Below are 17,834 nucleotides of genomic sequence, written 5' to 3' on the forward strand. Positions count from 1 at the left end.
GAGTCCGGATAGCTCGCCGGGCGAAGCCGGCGGAATTTGACCTTGCCGGATCGTCACGGAATAGCCTTGAGGAATGACCTGGGAATTCTGGCTGGACAAACCACTCCATATCGTCGTCATCCTGATCGTCGGATTCATCATCAATCTCGTCCTGCGGTCCGTCATCCGGCGGATCATGGACAAGATCGCCAGCGGCGTATCGATCAGCAAGACCGAATCGTCCGGCAGTCAGCGGCGCAAGGTATCGGAAGAGACCGAGCAATCCCGGGCTCGCCGAGTCCAGCGCGCCCAAACCGTCGGGTCGGTCTTGCGATCGGTCACCACCATCGTCGTGGCCGTGATCGTCGCCCTCATGGTGCTTGCCGAGCTCGGCTTCAACCTGGCACCGGTGCTGGCCAGCGCCGGCATCGTCGGCGTCGCGCTCGGCTTTGGCGCGCAAACGCTCGTCAAGGACTTTCTGGCCGGCCTCTTCATCGTGCTCGAGGACCAATACGGGATCGGGGACTACGTCGAGCTGACCGACGCCGGCGGGGTCGACGTCGGCGGCATGGTCGAAAACGTCGGGCTGCGGGCCACCCGGCTGCGCGGCACCGACGGTACCCTCTGGCATATCGGCAACGGCGAAATTCTCAAATGCGGCAACATGTCGCAAGGCTGGGCGCGGACGGTCATGGACATCCCCGTGCCCTACAACGCGGATATCGACCGCTCCAGCAAGTTGATTTTGAACACGGCAAACGATTTGCGTGCCGATCCGGAGCAGGGCCCGAACATCCTGGATGCCCCCGAGGTCTGGGGCGTACAACAACTCACCGGTGAATCGATCACGATTCGACTGGTCTTGCGCACCAAGCCGCTCACGCAATGGGCGATCGGGCGTGCGCTGCGCTTGCGGCTGAAGACGGCGTTCGACGATGCAGGCATGCAGATACCATTGATGCAGCAGATGATCGTGCGGACGAATCCGAAGCCGGCAAGCGACATTCCGACCAGGACGACTGCCGGACCGTCGACCGGACAGGTTTCGACCGGACCGTGGACCCACGGAGGGCCGTCCGATCCCATGTATCAAATCCCGGAAGGCTAGGAATGTCCGAAAGCGTGCCTCAAAGCGGCGCCAGTTTTTACGAATCGGTCGGAGGCCACGAGACTTTCGTCAAGCTCATCGACGTGTTCTACGACGGCATCGCTCACGACCCGGAGCTCAGGCCGATGTATCCGGAACCGGAGTTGGACGGCGCCAAGCATCGGCTGATGACGTTTTTGGAGCAGTACTGGGGAGGCCCGACGACGTACGGTCAAGAACGCGGCCATCCGCGACTGCGCATGCGCCATGTGCCGTACGCCGTCACGCCGCGGGCCCGCGATCTGTGGCTCCGCCATATGCGCACGGCTCTGGACGCGGTCGCGCTACCGCCGATGTATGACCAGGCGTTCTGGGACTATTTGGAGCGCGCCGCGCACGCCATGGTCAATGCGCCGGACCCTCAAGGCGGCACATCGCTGCCGATCCGGCCGGCCTGACCCAGGCAGCTCGCGGGCTGTGCGAGCGGAAGACGGTGGTTTCGAATCGCCGTCAGCCGCGTGCAAGGACATGGCCGCGGTCGGTCGAGATCCGCTGCCATGGGCCTGCCGCGAACGTGGCAACAATCTCGCCCGGTGTCAGGAACCCCAGGCCGTCGGCCGCGAATGCAGCACCGCGCGGAATATCCATGCCGGCCACCGGCTCACCCCAAACGTGCCGGCGCACCTCCGAGAGCACCGGCGCTCCGGGGCGATCCGGAAGAGCGCCCGCAACCGAATCGATCCCCTGTTTCGCTTCGGCGATCAGGATGTCGGCCGCGACCCCGCCGCCGTGTTCCCATCCGCCGCGCGGAGGCGTGATGCCGGCCCACGGCGCATGCACCTGCGTGGGCGGCACCGGCAGGAGAAGATCGCCGGGAAGCCCGCGTGCAAATCGGTCAGTCATGGACGCCAGGCTCACCACGGCATCAAGCCCGTCGACGGTGCCGTCCACGACCCGGAGCGTCCGCATGCCCAGCACGGTCGGCATCGGATCGCCTAAAAAGCTGCCGTAAAGCGGCGCCACTATCACGGCGAGCACGTTTCCGGTCACGGACAACCGGATCGCGCCGGACTCGTCGAGCCGTTTGGCCCGGAGGGCGAAAGTGCGCAGATCTTGCCAGGTCTCGGCGTCCGGCAGCGGCAAGGCGTCAATGGTCGACATTTGAAACCGCTCAGCGCCTGAATTGAACGGGATCGACTAGCAGCCCGTTCAAGATTTCGCGTTCGTCGGCGGTGATCCGACGCGGCCGTCCGCTATCGCGGCGCACAAAGACCACGGTCGTCTCGGCACGCACGTATGTCGTCGATTTGTCCGGTTCGGCAATGCTGTAGGCAATGTCGAAGCTGGCGCCGCCGATCCGCGACACGGCGAGGAACACGGCGATCGGCGCGGTGCGATATTCCAGCTGCGCCAAGTATTCGACTGTTTGTTTGGCCACGACCGAGCTGGTGTCGGAGCCGGCCCGTGAGAACAGCTGCACCGCCACGTCGTCGTCGGGCCCGGCCGTCATGGACTTCGTCGGAGAGCCGAGCAGGCGCACGCGGGCTTCTTCGAGCAATCGGACGAACTGCACGTTGTTGACGTGTCCGTAGGCGTCCATATCGCCCCAGCGCAGATCGAGGCGGACGACGAGCTCGCGCCCGGCCGGCGCCTCGTCCGGCCGTGCACCGGCGGTCCGGCTGCTTGCGGGCTGGGACTGTTGAGACAATGTGTTCTCCGGCATGGTTTTCATCATGTCACCCGGTCCGCGGCCGCCGGCAACCCGGCTCCGATAGGCTCGCCTCTGGACGTACGATCATCCCAACGCCGACGATTCGAGGACCGATGGCCGACAACTCTTCCAGCCGACAGGACCACACTGTTGCCACCCTGCTGGGACTGCTCGATTTGCAACGGTCCGATGAGGAGCCGGGCGGGTCCGACGACGACGTGTTCATCGGGTCGAGCCAGTTCAAGCCGGACGGCCGGGTATTCGGCGGTCAGGTCCTGGCACAGTCGATCATCGCGGCGGACAAGACGATCCCGGACGACAGATTCATCCATTCCCTGCACGGATACTTCCTCCGGCCCGGGGACGTGACTCAAGCAATTCGTTTCGGGGTCGAGCGGCTTCGCGACGGAGGGTCGTTCAGCGCCCGGCGCGTCCACGCTTATCAGCACGGCAAGACGATCCTGTCGATGATTGCATCGTTCCAGATTCCGAGCGGGGGCATCGAGCACGGTGAAACTCTCGACGTCGCCTCGCTCCCCCGTCCCGAAACGCTGGCCAGCGACGACGACCTGATCGGTCACGTGGACCATCCGCAAGTACAGGATTGGCTCACTCAGCGGCCGTTCGACATCCGGCACGTCGACGAGCCGATCTTCTTGGGCGCGGCCGAGCGGAAGTCGGCGCACCAAGTCGTGTGGATGCGCACCAAGTCACCGGTCGACCTGGCCCGGAACGCTCAGTCGGCCGTCCTGGCCTATGCGTCGGACTTCAGCCCGCTCGAGCCGGTATTACGCAGCGAAGGTTTGAGTTGGATGACCGACGGCCTGCGGATCGCCAGTCTGGACCATGCCATGTGGTGGCATCATCCCGTCAAGGTGGACGAGTGGCTGGCGTACGTGTCCGATTCGCCGTTTGCCGGCGGCGGCCGCGGACTCGGAGTCGGCAAGTTCTTCAACACCAACGGCCGCCTGGTCGCGACGATGGCGCAAGAAGGCATGGTCCGCATCCGTAGGTGACGGCCGCAGCCGCCCGTGGGGTCGTTTGCCCTCCACGGGGCGCTAATTGCCACCCCAATCGGGACAGACGACCCCGCGGACGACGAACGGGGCCTGCTTCTTTAGTCGCGATGCAGGCGGCGATGCGTGACCCGGTGCGGACGAGCAGCGTCCGCACCAAGGCGCTCGACCTTGTTCTGCTCGTAACCGTCGAAGTTGCCTTCGAACCAGTACCAGTTGCCCGGCTCTTCCTCGGTGCCCTCGTACGCCAGGATGTGCGTGGCCACCCGGTCGAGGAACCACCGGTCGTGGGACGTGACGACGGCGCAGCCGGGGAAATCGAGCAGCGCGTTTTCCAGCGAGCCGAGAGTTTCGACGTCCAGGTCGTTGGTCGGCTCGTCGAGCAGCAGCAAGTTGCCGCCCTGTTTGAGCGTCAAGGCAAGATTCAGCCGGTTGCGCTCGCCGCCCGAGAGGACCCCGGCCGGCTTCTGCTGATCCGGGCCCTTGAAACCGAATGCGGACACATAAGCACGCGAGGGCATTTCGACCTGGCCGACTTGAATGAAGTCGAGCCCGTCGGAGACGACCTGCCAGAGCGTCTTGTCCGGATCGATTCCGCCGCGTTCTTGGTCGACGTACGAGATCTTGACCGTCTCGCCGACTTTGAGATCGCCGCCGTCCAGCGGTTCCAGGCCGACGATCGTCTTGAACAACGTCGTCTTGCCGACCCCGTTGGGGCCGACCACGCCGACGATGCCGTTACGCGGCAGCGTGAACGACAGCCCGTCGATCAGCACGCGGTCGCCGAAGCCCTTCTTCAAGTCCGACGCTTCGATCACTATGTCGCCCAAGCGCGGGCCCGGCGGGATCTGGATCTCTTCGAAGTCCAGCTTACGGGTGCGCTCCGCCTCGGCGGCCATCTCTTCGTACTTCGCCAAGCGGGCCTTCGACTTCGTCTGCCGCCCCTTGGCGGAGGAGCGGACCCATTCGAGCTCGTCCTTCAGCCGCTTTTGCAGCTTCTGGTCCTTGCGCCCCTGGACGGCGAGCCTGGCCGCCTTCTTTTCCAAGTAGGTCGAATAATTGCCCTCGTACGGGTACAGGTGGCCGCGGTCGACCTCGGCGATCCACTCGGCCACGTGGTCGAGGAAGTACCTGTCGTGAGTCACTGCCAACACAGCGCCCGAATAGCTCGCCAGGTGCTGCTCGAGCCATAGCACACTTTCGGCGTCCAAATGGTTGGTCGGCTCGTCGAGCAGCAGCAGGTCGGGCTTTTCCAGCAAGAGCTTGCACAGCGCCACTCGGCGGCGCTCGCCACCGGACAGTTGCGTGACCGGCGCATCCCCGGGAGGACACCTCAGCGCGTCCATCGCCTGTTCGAGCTGCGAGTCGAGATCCCACGCGTTTGCGGCGTCGATCGCTTCCTGCAACGAGCCCATTTCTTCCATCAGCGCGTCGAAATCGGCGTCCGGGTCGGCCATCAGGCCGGAGATCTCGTTGAACCTGTCGATCTTGGTCTTGATCTCGCCCACGCCTTCTTCGACGTTTCCGAGCACCGTCTTGTCCTCGTTGAGCGGCGGTTCCTGCAACAGGATCCCCACCGAGTATCCCGGAGACAATCGCGCTTCGCCGTTCGACGGCTGATCGAGCCCTGCCATGATCTTCAGGATGCTCGATTTACCGGCTCCGTTCGGACCGACGACGCCGATCTTGGCGCCCGGATAGAACGACATCGAGACGTCGTCGAGAATGACCTTGTCGCCGTGCGCCTTACGCGCCTTATGCATCTGATATACGAATTCCGCCATAGTGTCTCCAGGCTACTTGGTCGCCCGCCGTCACGACGATTCGGCGGCCCGGGCACCGGCCCTTCCGGACGCAGCGAGCCCGCTTTACCGGCCCGTCGCCCCTCCGCCGTTCGGACTGTCGACGACGCCGATCAAGCATCTCTTGCCGTTTTCCACCGGATTAGTCACCGTCACGGTGGCAACCCCCGCCCGGACTTCGCCGACGATGCAGGACGACGGGCCCACCTTGATTCCGTACATCACGGCCGGCACGTCGTTCTTCAGCGGCGTCGTACTGCGGGTCGCTTCGAGCCGCCGCTTGGCGAAGCCCGCGTCCGTCAAGGCGGCCAGCAGCTGCTTCGTGGACGGGGACGGCGTGTCCGCGGCCAGCGCGTTCAATGCCTTGCGAGCGCGGGCGGCCTGCCGCTCGACCTTGGCCGACGCCGTCCGGCCGGATCCGGCTGATTCCCGGGACGACTCGGGTCCGGGCGACGCAGGCGCCGACGACGCGCCGGGCGCCGGCCGGGAGGACTTCATAGTCGGATCGTCCGCGTGTCCGGACGAGCACGACGACGCCGCGGCCAGCACAGTGACGAGCACTGCCGCTGATGCGACCCGCCGGGTAAAATCGTTTGCGTGAGTCAAGGCTCCAGCGTACTGTGACGAAGTCCCGATTCCGCTCATCGACCCGCGAACTGCGTGCCGAATCCGCGCGAACGCCGCATGTCAGCGGCATGTAAGCACGATGCGGAAGTATCGACTCCGGCAATTTATCCACCTCTTGACCGAAGGTTTACCCGTGTTACTGCGGCTCGTGCTCGGCGAATTGAAGCAATACCGCATGCAGATCGTGCTGATCTGCGTGCTCCAGTTCATCCAGACCCTCGCCACCTTGTATCTGCCGACTCTCAACGCCGACATCATCGACAACGGCGTGGTCAAGGGCGATATCGCCTACATCTGGAACGAGGGCGGCATCATGCTTGTCGCCACCGGTATCCAAGTGGTCTGCTCGATCGGCGCCGCCTACTTCGGCGCCCATACGGCGATGGCCGTCGGCCGGAATCTGCGGCGCGAGATCTTTGTATCCGTCCAGTCGTACTCGTCGCGCGAGATCGGCTCGTTCGGGGCGCCGACGCTCATCACCCGGTCGACGAACGACGTCCAGCAGGTGCAGATGCTCGTGCTCATGACGTTCATGCTGCTGGTCAGCGCGCCGATCATGTGCATCGGCGGCATCATCATGGCCTTGCGGCAGGACGCCGTCCTGTCGTGGCTTCTCGTCATCATCGTGCCGCTCATTGCGGCGGTCATCTTTCTGCTGGTGCGCAACTTGGTTCCGTTGTTCCGGCGCGCTCAAAAGCAGCTCGACAAGATCAACGACGTGCTGCGCGAGCAGATCATGGGCATCAACGTGGTGCGGGCGTTCGTCAAGCGCGAGCACGAGCGGCGACGTTTTGCCATCACCAACCGGAATCTGACCGGCACCCAGCTCAGTACGGCACGTATCTTCACGCTCATGTTCCCGGCCATCATGATCATCGTGAACCTCGCGTCGGTGGCGGTCATGTGGTTCGGGGCACTGCGAATCGACAACGGCGATATGCAGATCGGAGCCCTCACCGCGTTCTTGACGTACATCATCCAGATCATGATGGCCGTCATGATGGCCATGTTCATGTTCATGATGATCCCGCGGGCGGCAATCTGCGCCGAGCGCATTTGCGAAGTGCTCGACACGAAAACGTCGGTCGTCATGGACGACGAGGTGCCGACGGTCGCATTGAAGGGGAACGTGCGATTCCACGACGTCGACTTCAGCTATCCGGGCGCCGAAGAACCGGTGCTCTCGGACGTGTCGCTCAGCACCGCGCCGGGCCGGACGACGGCAATCATCGGCTCGACGGGGTCGGGCAAGACGACGCTGCTGCGGCTCATCCCCCGGTTGATGGACGCGACGTCCGGCACCGTCACAATCGACGGTCTGCCGCTCACGTCGCTGGGATCCGAGTCGCTGCGTCGCGCCATCGGATACGTGCCGCAAAAGCCGTACCTCTTTGCCGGCACCATTGCCTCGAATCTGCGGTACGGCGATCCGGACGCGACCGACGACGATCTCTGGCGCGCGCTCGAGATCGCCCAGGCCGCCGACTTCGTCCGCGCGTTTCCCGACGGGCTCGAGTCGCCCGTCACGCAAGGCGGGATCAACGTGTCGGGCGGACAACGCCAACGATTATCGATTGCGCGGGCAATCGTGCACCGGCCGAGCATCTACTTGTTCGACGAGAGCTTCTCGGCGCTCGACTTCCGCACCGATGCGCGTCTGCGCGCCGCGTTGCGCCCACACACCCGCGATGCCGCGGTCGTCATCGTGGCGCAGCGCGTCAACACGATCATGGGCGCCGACGAGATAATCGTGCTCGACCAGGGACGCGTCGTCGGCCGCGGCGTCCACCACGACCTGCTTGAGAGCTGCGAAACGTACCAAGAGATCGTCACGTCTCAGCTGACGGCGGAGGAGGCGGCATGAGTCACGGCGCTCCCCCGGCCAAGCCGGTCAACTTCTTCGCGAGCGTAGCGCGCATTTTCCGGCTGATGAAGCCGGACTCGCTGCGCATCGCCATCGTGGCGGTCATGGCGATCGCGGCTGTCGCGCTCCAGGTGATAGCGCCGAAGATCCTCGGCAATGCGACAGACACGATCTTCAACGGGCTCCTCGGCAAAATGGCGGCATCGATCGTCGGCCCGGACGGCACCAAAGCGCAGGCCGTGACTGCGTTACGGCAAGGCGGTCACCCGAAGATCGCCGATATGCTCGGCGCCAGCGGAGCCGTGCCCGGCCAGGGCATCGACTTCACGCAGCTCGGGTGGATCCTTGTCGGCGTCCTTGCCATCTATGTCGGGGCTGCGTTCTTCAACTGGGCGCAGGGGTTCATCACTGCCGGCGTGGTGCAGCGCTGCATGTACCGGCTGCGCGAACGGGTGCAAGCCAAGCTCGACACGCTGCCGTTGAAGTACTTCGATAAGAACACCCGCGGCGACGTGCTCAGCCGCGTCACCAACGACATCGACAATTTGAGTCAGACTCTCAACCAGGCGATCACCCAGCTGCTCGTGTCGGTCTTGACGGTCATCGGCGTGCTCGTGATGATGTTCTCGATCTCATGGCTGCTGGCGCTCATCGCACTTGTGGCAGTGCCGTTGGCGGCCCTCGCCACTGTGCTGATCGCCAAACGGTCTCAACGTCAGTTCGCGGAGCAATGGAAGGCTACCGGCACCTTGAACGGGCACATCGAGGAGATGTTCACGGGGCATGAGATCGTCAAGGCGTTCGGCCAGCAAAGCCGGTCGCTTGCCACGTTCGACGGCCACAACTCACAAATGTACGTCGCCAGCGCCAAGGCGCAGTTCTTGTCCGGCATGATGCAACCGGCCATGCGGTTCGTCTCGAACTTGAGCTACGTTGCGGTCGCCGTGGCCGGCGGCATCCGAGTGGCCAACGGGCAGATCACCATCGGCGGCGTTCAGGCATTCATCCAGTATTCGCGCCAGTTCACTCAGCCGCTCGCCCAGCTCGGGTCGATGGCCAATCTGCTCCAATCGGGTGTGGCGTCGGCCGAGCGGGTCTTCCAGATCCTGGATGCCGAGGACCAGTCCCCCGATCCGGTGCCTGCCGCCTATCCGGACGTCGTCCGCGGCGACGTCGAGTTCGAGCACGTGAGCTTCCGCTACGACAAGGACACGCCGCTCATCGAAGACCTGAGCCTGCACGCCCGTCCCGGGCAGACAATCGCCATCGTCGGACCGACGGGGGCGGGCAAGACGACGCTGGTCAACCTGTTGATGCGGTTTTACGAGATCGATTCCGGTTCGATCATGCTCGACGGCGTCGACACGCGCTCCATGAGTCGCGACGGCCTGCGTGCCAACTTCGGCATGGTGCTCCAAGATGCGTGGCTGTTCGGGGGCACCATCCGCGAGAACCTGATGTACGGAGCCCAGGACGCCACCGAGGAACAGATGATCGCCGCAGCAGAGGCGACATACGTCGATCACTTCGTGCGCGTTCTGCCGGACGGGTACGACACGATGCTCGACGAGAACGGGGCCGCGCTGAGCACCGGTCAACGCCAGTTGCTCACTATCGCGCGTGCCTTCCTCGCCGATCCGGCCGTACTGATTCTGGATGAGGCGACCAGTTCGGTCGACACCCGAACGGAGCTGCTGATCCAGCACGCCATGAACCGGCTGCGGCATTCCCGGACCAGTTTCGTCATTGCTCACCGGCTCTCGACGATCCGCGACGCCGAGGCCATTTTGGTGATGCAGGGCGGCAGCATCGTCGAGACCGGCCGGCACAACGACCTCCTCGAAGCCGACGGTTTCTACGCCGAGCTGTACAACTCGCAGTTCGCGGCGCCGGAAGTCGAGGACGAGCCGGCCGCCGGCGCGTAGATCTTCGCCTTTCCGTCCCCGCCGAGTGGTGGCGAATGGCTCACCGGCCCCGCCGAGTGGTGGCGAATGGCTGCGAAATCGCTGATTTCGCAGCCATTCGCCACCACTCGGCGAAGTGGGCGATGCGGGCCAAGGGAGTGGCGCCTAGAACGGCGCGTTGGCCGGTTCGTCGGGGTCGCTCACCACTTCGTGGCCGCTCAGGTCCGGCACCGACTCGCCTGCCGCCGCTGAACCGGAAGCATCAGCGTCGGCCGGCGCCGCCTCACCCTCTTGCACGGTGCCGCCGTTCGTCGTACTGCCCAAGCCGTCCCCGGTCGAGGCTCCGCGGGAGGCGTCCGGGACGCTCATCCGGGAGTAGCGGGCGGTGCCCAGGGCAAGGTCGTGGCCGATGTGATCGGCCATCACCTCGACCTGAGTTCCGGATTTCTCGCCGTTTTCCCATTTGCGCACGCTCAGTCGGCCCGTGACGATGATGCGCTGGCCCTTGCTCACGGATGCGTGCGTGTTGACTGCCAAGCTGCGAAACGCCTTGACGGTGAACCAGTTGGGATCGCCTTCGACGAATTCATGCGTCTCTTTGCTCTGCCACGAGTGGTTCGTCGCCAATCGGAAGTTCAAGAACGGTCGACCGTCGTCGCTCGTCTGCAGGGCCGGCACCGTTCCGATAGTGCCAACCAGGGTGATCGTGTCACGCATGGTGTTCTCCTGGGCTGCTTGGGAGCGGCCCTTGCGGGCCACCTACCGGTAATCCCGAAACGTCCGTCTCGGTGCGCCAAGTCAAGCCGACGAAGACGCAACGGCGCCACGGTGATCGCCCGATTTGTGGATAACGTCGCGGCCGGACGTCGCTGTGCCGTCAAGTCAGCCCCGGCGGAAGGCCGGGCGAGTCAGGAGCGTAGCGCGCGATACGCCTCGTCATGCTCGGACAGCACTTCGATGACGGGTGCCAGGAAATTGCTCCCGGCCGCTTTTTCGACGGCGGCACGCAGTTCGGCGCCGACTTCATCGGCTCGCCGGCGGGCACCGGATCTCCGTGCGGCTGCGGCGATCAGGCAGAGGATGATCGATCCGACGATGCCGCCTCCGGTCAAGAAGATCGCGGCCGGTCCGACTCCCCCGGTGAATGCCCCGACGATCAGCCAAACGATTCCGGCAACCGTCACAAGAAGCGCCAGCCATTGCAACAGCCGCACGCCCTGCCACCAGCCGGGCCGCACGGTCGGGATTGTCACGCCCGTCACTGCCTGATCGATTGTGTCGCCCAGCTGGTAGCTACCGGCACGCTCGGCGTCCGACACGGCGTCCTTCCACGGACCGGACAGCGTGCGCGTGGCCTGCTCGCCGAGTTCACGCGTGGCGCGGCTGACGCGTGCGTGCTGGGCTTTCGTGGGCGCAGGGGTCGAAGCGCGGATCAGGTCGGCCCGATCCTGTTCACCGTGTTCGCGGCCGAGCGGGTCGGGCCGCGCACTTTGCATCCACGTCAGCGGCGGCCACCCCGTCACACGGTAGGAACGCCGCACATAGTCGGTGCGAACGGTTTCTTCAATGGCCGGGACGCCGGCGGCTTCGCTGAGCGCGTCCGACAACCCGGAGGTGCGGACCAGCTCGTCGACGGCCGGCCCGGGTTCGCCGAGTTCGGCGCGCATCCGGTCACCGACGTCGCCGAGATCGGCAGCGACCCTGCGCCGCGAGACTTCACCCTCTTGCACTGCCGCCGCCAAGCGGGCGCGGACGTCGCGGATACCGGCGCCGGTGCGGGCCGAGGTCAGTTCGAGCGGGACTTCCGACAGCCCGCCGTCGGCAAGCAAGCGCGCGAGCTCGGTACGGCATTGATCTTGCTCATCCCGGGTCAACGTGTCGATTTGGTTGAGCACGACAAGCATGTTCTTCGCGTTCGACGCCATCGGCTGCAGGTAATTCTCATGCAATCGGGCATCGGCGTACTTCTGCGGATCGACGACCCAGATGAGCAGGTCGACGAGCCCCACCAAGCGGTCCGACTCGGCCCGGTGCGCGGTGGCGACGGAGTCGTAGTCGGGCAGGTCGAGCAGTATCAGCCCGTGCAACGGCTTTTGATCGTCGGCGTCCAAAGCACTTTCCCGGCGGGTACGGCGATTGGCAGGCACCTTCAGCCACTCGAGCACCTCGTCGCCGCCCGGGCCCCACACGCACGCGGTCGGAACCGACGTCGTCGGACGCCGGGCACCGACGCGGGTGATGTCGAGCCCGGTCACTGCGTTGAACATGCTCGATTTGCCCGAGCCGGTGGCGCCCGCCAATGCCACGACCGTATGGCCAAGCCCCAATTCCATCCGCTCGCGCGTCTTCCGCACGGCAGCGCCCGCTTCGCGTGCAAGCCCCGGCGAAAACCGGGAGCGGCTGATTCGAAGCGCCGTCTCGATGCCTGCCAGCCGCTGGTCGATCCGGTCACTTGCCGGGGATTGCTCCGCCGATTTCGCTGCGACCGAGGATTGATCGCCCGTTTGCGTAGTCGTCATACGTTCTCCTGAAAGCGCCTGCCGGCTTCGCGTAGCCGGTCGGCCCTGTCGGCGTGGACATCGAGGGCGGCTACCGCCTCGTCGAACGGCTTGCGTGCCGAATCGAACAGGTCGCGGGTGCGTGCCCACAGATTGGTGCGCGCCGCGTCCGTCAATTCACGCCGGGCCGCGTCGCCGAAGAGCGAGTCGAGGAGTCGCTCGGCAATGGCGGCAGTTTCCGTCGGTGTCGGGGCACCCTCGGAGCCGGTCGCCGCGCCCTTCCCGGTCTTTCCGGCGCTGCCGACATTTCCGGCGCTGCCGGCCTTCTCGGCGCTCCCGGCCGCCACAGCAAGCATCACCACGACGGCCACCGCATCGATGCCGAACGACAGCAGACGTGCTTTGGCTCGTTTGCCACGGGCCTCTTCGCGGACCAGGTTCGTCACGTGGCCCGTCCACTCACGCAGCGTGGCGCCGATCTGGCGCTCGGTGACCGGCTGCTGCAGGCCGTCATCGTCCAACAGTCCCGGCCCGCCCGGAAGCCGCCGCCATTGTCGGCCGAGCGCCGCGTGCATATCGGCCAGGCCTTCGCGGATGACGTCGGTCTGACCGCCGCGGATCGCATCGCCCAGCGGTGCCGCCGCATCCCGGTCGCCGCCTAGTGCCGCACCGATACGCGATCGAATCCGGGACAGGCTCGATTCGATTCCCAAGAAGAACTGGCCGGTGCCGATGAAGTCCTGCCAGCGGGCCGACACTTCGCCGCGGATCAGCCGCCCATCGGTGAGCGCGGTGGCAACGGCATCGCCGGCGGTCCGCAGTTCCCGCTCGACGGCGGCGGTCAGTTCGTGCAATGCGCGGGCCTGCCGGGCTTCGGACGCGGCGACCTCGTCCACGCGCGAGCCGACCGACTGCACGGCGCTGCGCAGCGTTCGACGAGCCACCAGACGCCGCGCCCTCGGGTTCGCTCCGAGAGCCTCGATCCACGATTTCACGCCGGACATCGCGTCGTCCGGCAACAGCCCGGCAGTCCGGCGCACTTCGGGGATCAAGAACAGCGGCGTGGACTCCAGGCCTTCGGCGACGAGCATTTCGGACAAGTGTCGGCGCACCGGCCGTGCCGAATCGCCGGGCACTCGATCGAGGACGACGGCCAGCGTGGTGCCGTTCGACGTCGCCTGCTTGACGTGATTCCACGGGACCGCGTCGGCGTATCGTGCCGCAGTGGTCGTGAACAGCCATAGATCGGCCGCCGCGGTCAGCCGGGCCGCGAAAGCCCGGTTGGAGTCGTCGATCGAGTCCAGATCGGGAGCGTCCAACAGGGCGAGCCCGGCCGGTAGACCGGAATGCGCCCGCACGACGGGGTCGAGCCCGTCCCAGTCGCCGTACGCCGACGATGCGAAAACGTGTCCATCATCGGGATGGTGGATCAGCACCGGACGGCGTGTCGTCGGGCGGATCACCCCTGCCGGGCTGACCTCCTCGCCGACGAGCGAGTTGACGAGGGTGGATTTGCCGGCGCCCGTCGAGCCGCCGACCACCACGAGCAACGGCGCGCCGGCCGTCAGCCGCGGACGCACGAAATCGGCGAGTTGGTCGCGAAGGCCGGTTATCCGCTCGCGGTGCGTTTCGACGTCCGGAAGGCTCAGCGGCAGCTCGATCCCGCGCAACTGCTCAAGCAGGTCGTCGCAGGCATGGAGCAGCCCGGCGCCGGTCTCCGGCACAGAGTCTGGTTGGGTCTCGATCTGGCTCTCCTCGGCCTCGTCTTGGGCAATGCCGCGGGCTGTCTGCGGGCTTTCGGCCCGGCACGCCTCGGACACCCTACAAAACCTTACGCGATCGAGCACCTAGGATAGAAGTACGCCCCCGTAGCTCAATGGATAGAGCAGCAGCCTTCTAATCTGCCGGTTACGCGTTCGAGTCGCGTCGGGGGCACCCGCCACGTCCGAAAGGCCTTGCACCATGCCGGATTCCGCACTACTCCGCCTGGCGAACTCCGTCGTCTGGCCGGGCTTCACCGGCCATACGGCACCGCACTGGCTGCTTCGCGAATTGGACGGCGGGCTGGCCGGCGCCGTGTACTTCTCGCACAATATCGACCCGGCCGACCCCGCCGCCACCGCGTCGTTGTCGAGACAAATCCACGACGCGAACCCGTTGGCTCTCATTGGCGTCGACGAAGAGGGCGGCGCCGTCACCCGGTTGGAATCCGTCGGCGGGTCCTCGGTTCCCGGCAATGCCGTATTGGGCCGTCTCGACGACACCGAAGTCACCGAGCGGGCCGCGGCATGGCTCGGCCGGCTCGTCGGCTCCCGAGGAATCGACATCGACCTGGCGCCGGACGTCGATGTGAACGCCGATCCGCGCAACCCCGTCATCGGCGTGCGCTCGTTCAGCGCCGACCCGGACGTCGTAGCGCGCCATGCCGCGGCGTCCGTTCGCGGCCTGCAATCGGCGGGCGTCGCGGCGTGTGCCAAGCATTTCCCCGGTCACGGCGACACGGCCTCCGATTCGCATGTGGAAGCCGCACTCAGCGACATCGATGAACGGACGTTGCGGGAGGTCCATCTCCGGCCGTTCGCCGCTGCCGTCGATGCAGGCGTGAAGGCGATCATGTGCGCGCATATTCGGGTACCGTTTCTCGGCCCCGCCCCCGCTACCGTCAATCGCCGGGCTCTGGATCTGGCACGGACCATGGGCTTTGACGGCGTCATCGTGACCGATGCGCTCGACATGGCCGCGATCCGCGCAACTATCGGCTCGGGCCCCGGAGCGGTCGCCGCATTGAACGCCGGCGCGGACCTGCTGTGCACCGGCAATCCGTACGCCAACGGCGCCGCCGCGACCGATGAACACGCCGATGAACGCGAATTCGCCGAGGTGCGCGATGCCGTCTACCGGGCGTTGCGCCGCGGCGACCTCGACGTCGCGCGCGTTCAGGAGGCGGCTCGGCGAGTGCGCGAGCTGTCCGAGTGGACTCGCCGCGCCGACGGCGGCCCGGCGGTGGAATTCGACGGTGCGGCGGTCGCTGCGCGCGGCTTGGAGGTCTCGGGAGACGTACGCGTGGCCGGGCCGCTGCTGGTGATCGATGCACGACCCCGCCGGACCATCGCGGTCGGCGAGGCCGCCGACTTCTTCACGGAATCGTTGCGGGCCAAGTCCGGCCGCGGAACCGTCGAGCGTCTCGGCCTGTCCGGGATGAGCGCGGACGACGCCGGCGCGGCAATCGATTCGGCGCTCGCCCGGTCGACCGGAGACGTCGTCCTCGTCGTCGCGGGCCTCCACAGCGACAGCCGCGAAGCAGCTGTTCGAGATGCCGTGCTGCACGCACGCCCGAACGCCGTGGTCGTCAATTCGGGGTGGCCGGGCGCCGGCACCATGTCCGGCCGCGAGGTGCGCACCTACGGAGCGTCCAGGGTCGGCGCCGAAGCGGTCGCCGACCTGCTGCTGGCCGACGAGCCCGAGACCCGGTGATGATCGACGCATGAAGATTTTGGGCCTGATGTCCGGCACATCGCACGACGGCATCGATGCGGCGGTCGTGGACTTCACCGACGAGTCGGCAACGTTGAGCGGCGTCGTCCTGCACACCTCGACCACGCCGTACCGCGCCGACCTCCGGGAACGGCTGGCCGCCGCGCTCCCGCCGTCGCGGACGACCTTTGCCGAGGCGTGCGCACTCGACACCATGATCGGGCAGGCGTTCGCCGAAGTCGCCGCGAGCGCTTCGCTGGATGTCGGCGGCGTCGATCTCGTGTGCTCGCACGGGCAGACGGTCTTCCACTGGATCGACGACGGCCGGGCTCGCGGCACCCTGCAGTTGGGGCAGCCGGCCTGGATCGCGGACGCCGCCGGAGCGCCGGTCGTCTCGGACATCAGGGCCGCCGATATCGTCCGCGGCGGGCAGGGCGCGCCACTCGTCTGCCTGCTCGACGGCATGCTGCTCGGGCACCTGCCGGGCGTCTCGGCGGCGCTCAATCTCGGCGGCATCGCCAATATGACGGTTGTCTCGCACGGCAGCGCCGTCGCAGCTTATGACATCGGTCCGGCCAATGCGCTCATCGATGCGGCGGTCGCGGCGTCCGACTCCGCCGCGGGCGGGTTCGACGCGGACGGCGCGCTCGCTGCATCCGGCCACGTCGACAGGCAGCTCTTACGGGTGCTGCTCGACGAGCCGTTCTATGCCCGCCGTCCGCCAAAGAGCACCGGCAAGGAATTGTTCAACGGGGATTACATCAACAGGGCTCTGGAGAGTGCCGGCCGGACGCCGGGCATCGCGGATCTTGTCGCAACCCTCACCGAGCTGACGGTGCGGGTATCAGCACAGGCGGTGTCGGCCGCGGGGGCCGACCGGCTGGTGGTATCGGGCGGCGGCGTCTTCAACCCGGTCCTCATGCGTCGCTTGCACCGGGCGCTGCCGCACGTGCGCATGAGCCGCTCGGACGATTTCGGCGCACCGGCCGGCGACAAGGAAGCGATCCTCGTCGCACTCATCGGTTGGTTCACGGCGCATGGGCTTCCGGCGAACGTCCCGGAATGTACGGGGGCTGCGTCTCGAGCGGTTCTCGGCTCCATCACGCCGGGCCCGCAGGGGTTTCCGGACTTCGAGGCCGCCGATGCGCCATCCGGTCTGCTCTTGCGAGCATCGCCCTCGCGGCGCAGCTGAAGCGCCCGTTTACGATTCGAGAAGTTCCTCGGCCAGTTCGAGACCGACAGTCTTGAGTTCGTCGGCCGACGCGTCCTGTTCGACGAACATCCCCGGCGCAAACGATCCGAACACCAAGGAGACGAACGCCATCCGGGCGCGCATGCGCGTGCGCAGCGAAGCGTCGGGCGGGGTGAGCAGTTCCGTCATGTCGACGACCCACTGCCCGGGCCCGTGCTGGTGTGCATGTTCGCGCGAGTGTTCTTCGGACTTCAGCGACCGCAGCACCGGCTGGTTTTCCTGCAGCAGGCGCATGACCCTCCTGCTGTCGCCGTACACCAGGTCCGCGAGCCTGGCCAGCAGGTCCTTGCGGAATTCCAGGCTGAAATCGTTTTGCTCGCGGGCCCACTCGATGAGCCTGCCGATTTTCTCTTGCACGTCCGTGAAGAGACTGAGCAGAATCTCTTCCTTGGATTTGAAGTGATAATAAAGCGCGGCCTTCGTGACGCCGAGCCGTTCGGAGATCTCGCGCAGCGAAGTGCCGTCGTACCCGTGCTCGGTGAAGAGTTCGAGGGCGACGACTTGAATCCGCGACCGCGTATCTTCCGTCGCCATACAGTTTTTCTCCAGTTCCCATCGATTTGCCAGCAAATTGCCATCGTAGCGATCGGCATATGATTTGCGTACTTACCGACCGACAA

At 65.9% G+C, this 17,834-nt stretch carries 15 protein-coding genes and 1 tRNA gene; 8 read left to right on the forward strand and 8 right to left on the reverse strand.

Annotated elements, in window-relative coordinates:
- The first annotated feature begins 73 nt into the window (after nt 1-73).
- Together BJY26_RS16150 and BJY26_RS16155 are read left to right on the forward strand one after the other, a co-directional pair.
- Complete coding sequence (locus BJY26_RS16150) at nt 74-1,087, forward strand: mechanosensitive ion channel family protein (RefSeq protein ID WP_179429204.1); 1,014 nt, start codon at nt 74-76, stop codon at nt 1,085-1,087.
- Nucleotides 1,088-1,089: 2 nt separating this feature from the next.
- The gene (locus tag BJY26_RS16155) at nt 1,090-1,524 is read left to right on the forward strand and encodes a globin (protein WP_179429205.1); all 435 of its coding nucleotides are present in this window, start codon (nt 1,090-1,092) and stop codon (nt 1,522-1,524) included.
- 52 nt (nt 1,525-1,576) lie between these two features.
- Here the strand turns inward: BJY26_RS16155 and BJY26_RS16160 are convergent, their stop codons facing one another.
- Nucleotides 1,577-2,227 (reverse strand): DUF8185 domain-containing protein, encoded by a 651-nt coding sequence (locus BJY26_RS16160; protein ID WP_179429206.1) that lies wholly within the window; start codon nt 2,225-2,227, stop codon nt 1,577-1,579.
- Nucleotides 2,228-2,237: 10 nt separating this feature from the next.
- Nucleotides 2,238-2,789 carry an acyl-CoA thioesterase gene (locus BJY26_RS16165; RefSeq protein ID WP_179429207.1) on the reverse strand — a complete coding sequence of 184 codons (552 nt, stop codon included), beginning with the start codon at nt 2,787-2,789 and terminating at the stop codon, nt 2,238-2,240.
- 101 nt (nt 2,790-2,890) lie between these two features.
- Between BJY26_RS16165 and BJY26_RS16170 the strand changes: the two genes are divergently transcribed.
- Complete coding sequence (locus tag BJY26_RS16170) at nt 2,891-3,793, forward strand: acyl-CoA thioesterase (RefSeq protein WP_179429208.1); 903 nt, start codon at nt 2,891-2,893, stop codon at nt 3,791-3,793.
- A gap of 101 nt (nt 3,794-3,894) precedes the next feature.
- Here the strand turns inward: BJY26_RS16170 and ettA are convergent, their stop codons facing one another.
- A complete protein-coding gene (ettA, locus tag BJY26_RS16175; protein ID WP_179429209.1) occupies nt 3,895-5,577 on the reverse strand; it encodes an energy-dependent translational throttle protein EttA in 1,683 nt (560 codons plus the stop codon).
- 84 nt (nt 5,578-5,661) lie between these two features.
- Nucleotides 5,662-6,201, reverse strand: coding sequence for a DUF6993 domain-containing protein (locus BJY26_RS16180; RefSeq protein WP_179429210.1), 540 nt, complete (start codon nt 6,199-6,201; stop codon nt 5,662-5,664).
- 154 nt (nt 6,202-6,355) lie between these two features.
- Between BJY26_RS16180 and BJY26_RS16185 the strand changes: the two genes are divergently transcribed.
- Entirely contained in the window at nt 6,356-8,086 is a 1,731-nt protein-coding gene (locus tag BJY26_RS16185; protein ID WP_179429211.1) for an ABC transporter ATP-binding protein, read from the forward strand.
- The gene (locus BJY26_RS16190) at nt 8,083-10,011 is read left to right on the forward strand and encodes an ABC transporter ATP-binding protein (protein WP_179429212.1); all 1,929 of its coding nucleotides are present in this window, start codon (nt 8,083-8,085) and stop codon (nt 10,009-10,011) included. The genes BJY26_RS16185 and BJY26_RS16190 overlap by 4 nt, the downstream gene beginning before the upstream one ends.
- Nucleotides 10,012-10,155: 144 nt before the next feature.
- On the opposite strand, the gene BJY26_RS16195 is transcribed toward BJY26_RS16190, so the two are convergent.
- The 3 genes from BJY26_RS16195 to BJY26_RS16205 all read right to left on the reverse strand — a co-directional run bounded on the left by BJY26_RS16195 (nt 10,156) and on the right by BJY26_RS16205 (nt 14,308).
- Nucleotides 10,156-10,707 (reverse strand): single-stranded DNA-binding protein, encoded by a 552-nt coding sequence (locus BJY26_RS16195; RefSeq protein ID WP_179429213.1) that lies wholly within the window; start codon nt 10,705-10,707, stop codon nt 10,156-10,158.
- A gap of 191 nt (nt 10,708-10,898) precedes the next feature.
- The gene (locus tag BJY26_RS16200) at nt 10,899-12,509 is read right to left on the reverse strand and encodes a GTPase (RefSeq protein WP_179429214.1); all 1,611 of its coding nucleotides are present in this window, start codon (nt 12,507-12,509) and stop codon (nt 10,899-10,901) included.
- Nucleotides 12,506-14,308, reverse strand: coding sequence for a dynamin family protein (locus BJY26_RS16205; RefSeq protein WP_179429215.1), 1,803 nt, complete (start codon nt 14,306-14,308; stop codon nt 12,506-12,508). The genes BJY26_RS16200 and BJY26_RS16205 overlap by 4 nt, the downstream gene beginning before the upstream one ends.
- Before the next feature lie 42 nt (nt 14,309-14,350).
- On the opposite strand from BJY26_RS16205, the gene BJY26_RS16210 reads away from it, so the two are divergent.
- The 3 genes from BJY26_RS16210 to BJY26_RS16220 all read left to right on the forward strand — a co-directional run bounded on the left by BJY26_RS16210 (nt 14,351) and on the right by BJY26_RS16220 (nt 17,154).
- Nucleotides 14,351-14,423, forward strand: a tRNA-Arg gene (locus tag BJY26_RS16210).
- A 27-nt stretch (nt 14,424-14,450) separates the two neighbouring features.
- Nucleotides 14,451-15,962, forward strand: a complete 1,512-nt coding sequence (locus BJY26_RS16215; RefSeq protein ID WP_179429216.1) for a glycoside hydrolase family 3 protein — start codon at nt 14,451-14,453, stop codon at nt 15,960-15,962.
- Nucleotides 15,963-15,972: 10 nt separating this feature from the next.
- On the forward strand, nt 15,973-17,154 hold the full coding sequence (locus BJY26_RS16220) for an anhydro-N-acetylmuramic acid kinase (RefSeq protein ID WP_179429217.1): 1,182 nt from the start codon (nt 15,973-15,975) through the stop codon (nt 17,152-17,154).
- A 9-nt stretch (nt 17,155-17,163) separates the two neighbouring features.
- On the opposite strand, the gene BJY26_RS16225 is transcribed toward BJY26_RS16220, so the two are convergent.
- Nucleotides 17,164-17,748: a TetR/AcrR family transcriptional regulator gene (locus tag BJY26_RS16225; protein ID WP_179429218.1), complete on the reverse strand. Its 585-nt coding sequence runs from the start codon at nt 17,746-17,748 to the stop codon at nt 17,164-17,166.
- Between the last annotated feature and the right edge of the window lie 86 nt (nt 17,749-17,834).

The organism is Spelaeicoccus albus (genome assembly GCF_013409065.1).
GTDB lineage: Bacteria > Actinomycetota > Actinomycetes > Actinomycetales > Brevibacteriaceae > Spelaeicoccus > Spelaeicoccus albus.

What these genes read in the sequence shown, in the direction of transcription:
- BJY26_RS16195 (WP_179429213.1), bottom strand. Translation starts at nt 10,707, where the DNA reads ATGCGTGACACGATCACCCTGGTTGGCACTATCGGAACGGTGCCGGCC.
- BJY26_RS16225 (WP_179429218.1), bottom strand. Translation starts at nt 17,748, where the DNA reads ATGGCGACGGAAGATACGCGGTCGCGGATTCAAGTCGTCGCCCTCGAA.
- BJY26_RS16220 (WP_179429217.1), top strand. Translation starts at nt 15,973, where the DNA reads ATGAAGATTTTGGGCCTGATGTCCGGCACATCGCACGACGGCATCGAT.
- BJY26_RS16150 (WP_179429204.1), top strand. Translation starts at nt 74, where the DNA reads ATGACCTGGGAATTCTGGCTGGACAAACCACTCCATATCGTCGTCATC.
- BJY26_RS16190 (WP_179429212.1), top strand. Translation starts at nt 8,083, where the DNA reads ATGAGTCACGGCGCTCCCCCGGCCAAGCCGGTCAACTTCTTCGCGAGC.
- BJY26_RS16200 (WP_179429214.1), bottom strand. Translation starts at nt 12,509, where the DNA reads ATGACGACTACGCAAACGGGCGATCAATCCTCGGTCGCAGCGAAATCG.
- BJY26_RS16160 (WP_179429206.1), bottom strand. Translation starts at nt 2,227, where the DNA reads ATGTCGACCATTGACGCCTTGCCGCTGCCGGACGCCGAGACCTGGCAA.
- BJY26_RS16165 (WP_179429207.1), bottom strand. Translation starts at nt 2,789, where the DNA reads ATGCCGGAGAACACATTGTCTCAACAGTCCCAGCCCGCAAGCAGCCGG.
- ettA (WP_179429209.1), bottom strand. Translation starts at nt 5,577, where the DNA reads ATGGCGGAATTCGTATATCAGATGCATAAGGCGCGTAAGGCGCACGGC.
- BJY26_RS16215 (WP_179429216.1), top strand. Translation starts at nt 14,451, where the DNA reads ATGCCGGATTCCGCACTACTCCGCCTGGCGAACTCCGTCGTCTGGCCG.
- BJY26_RS16170 (WP_179429208.1), top strand. Translation starts at nt 2,891, where the DNA reads ATGGCCGACAACTCTTCCAGCCGACAGGACCACACTGTTGCCACCCTG.
- BJY26_RS16155 (WP_179429205.1), top strand. Translation starts at nt 1,090, where the DNA reads ATGTCCGAAAGCGTGCCTCAAAGCGGCGCCAGTTTTTACGAATCGGTC.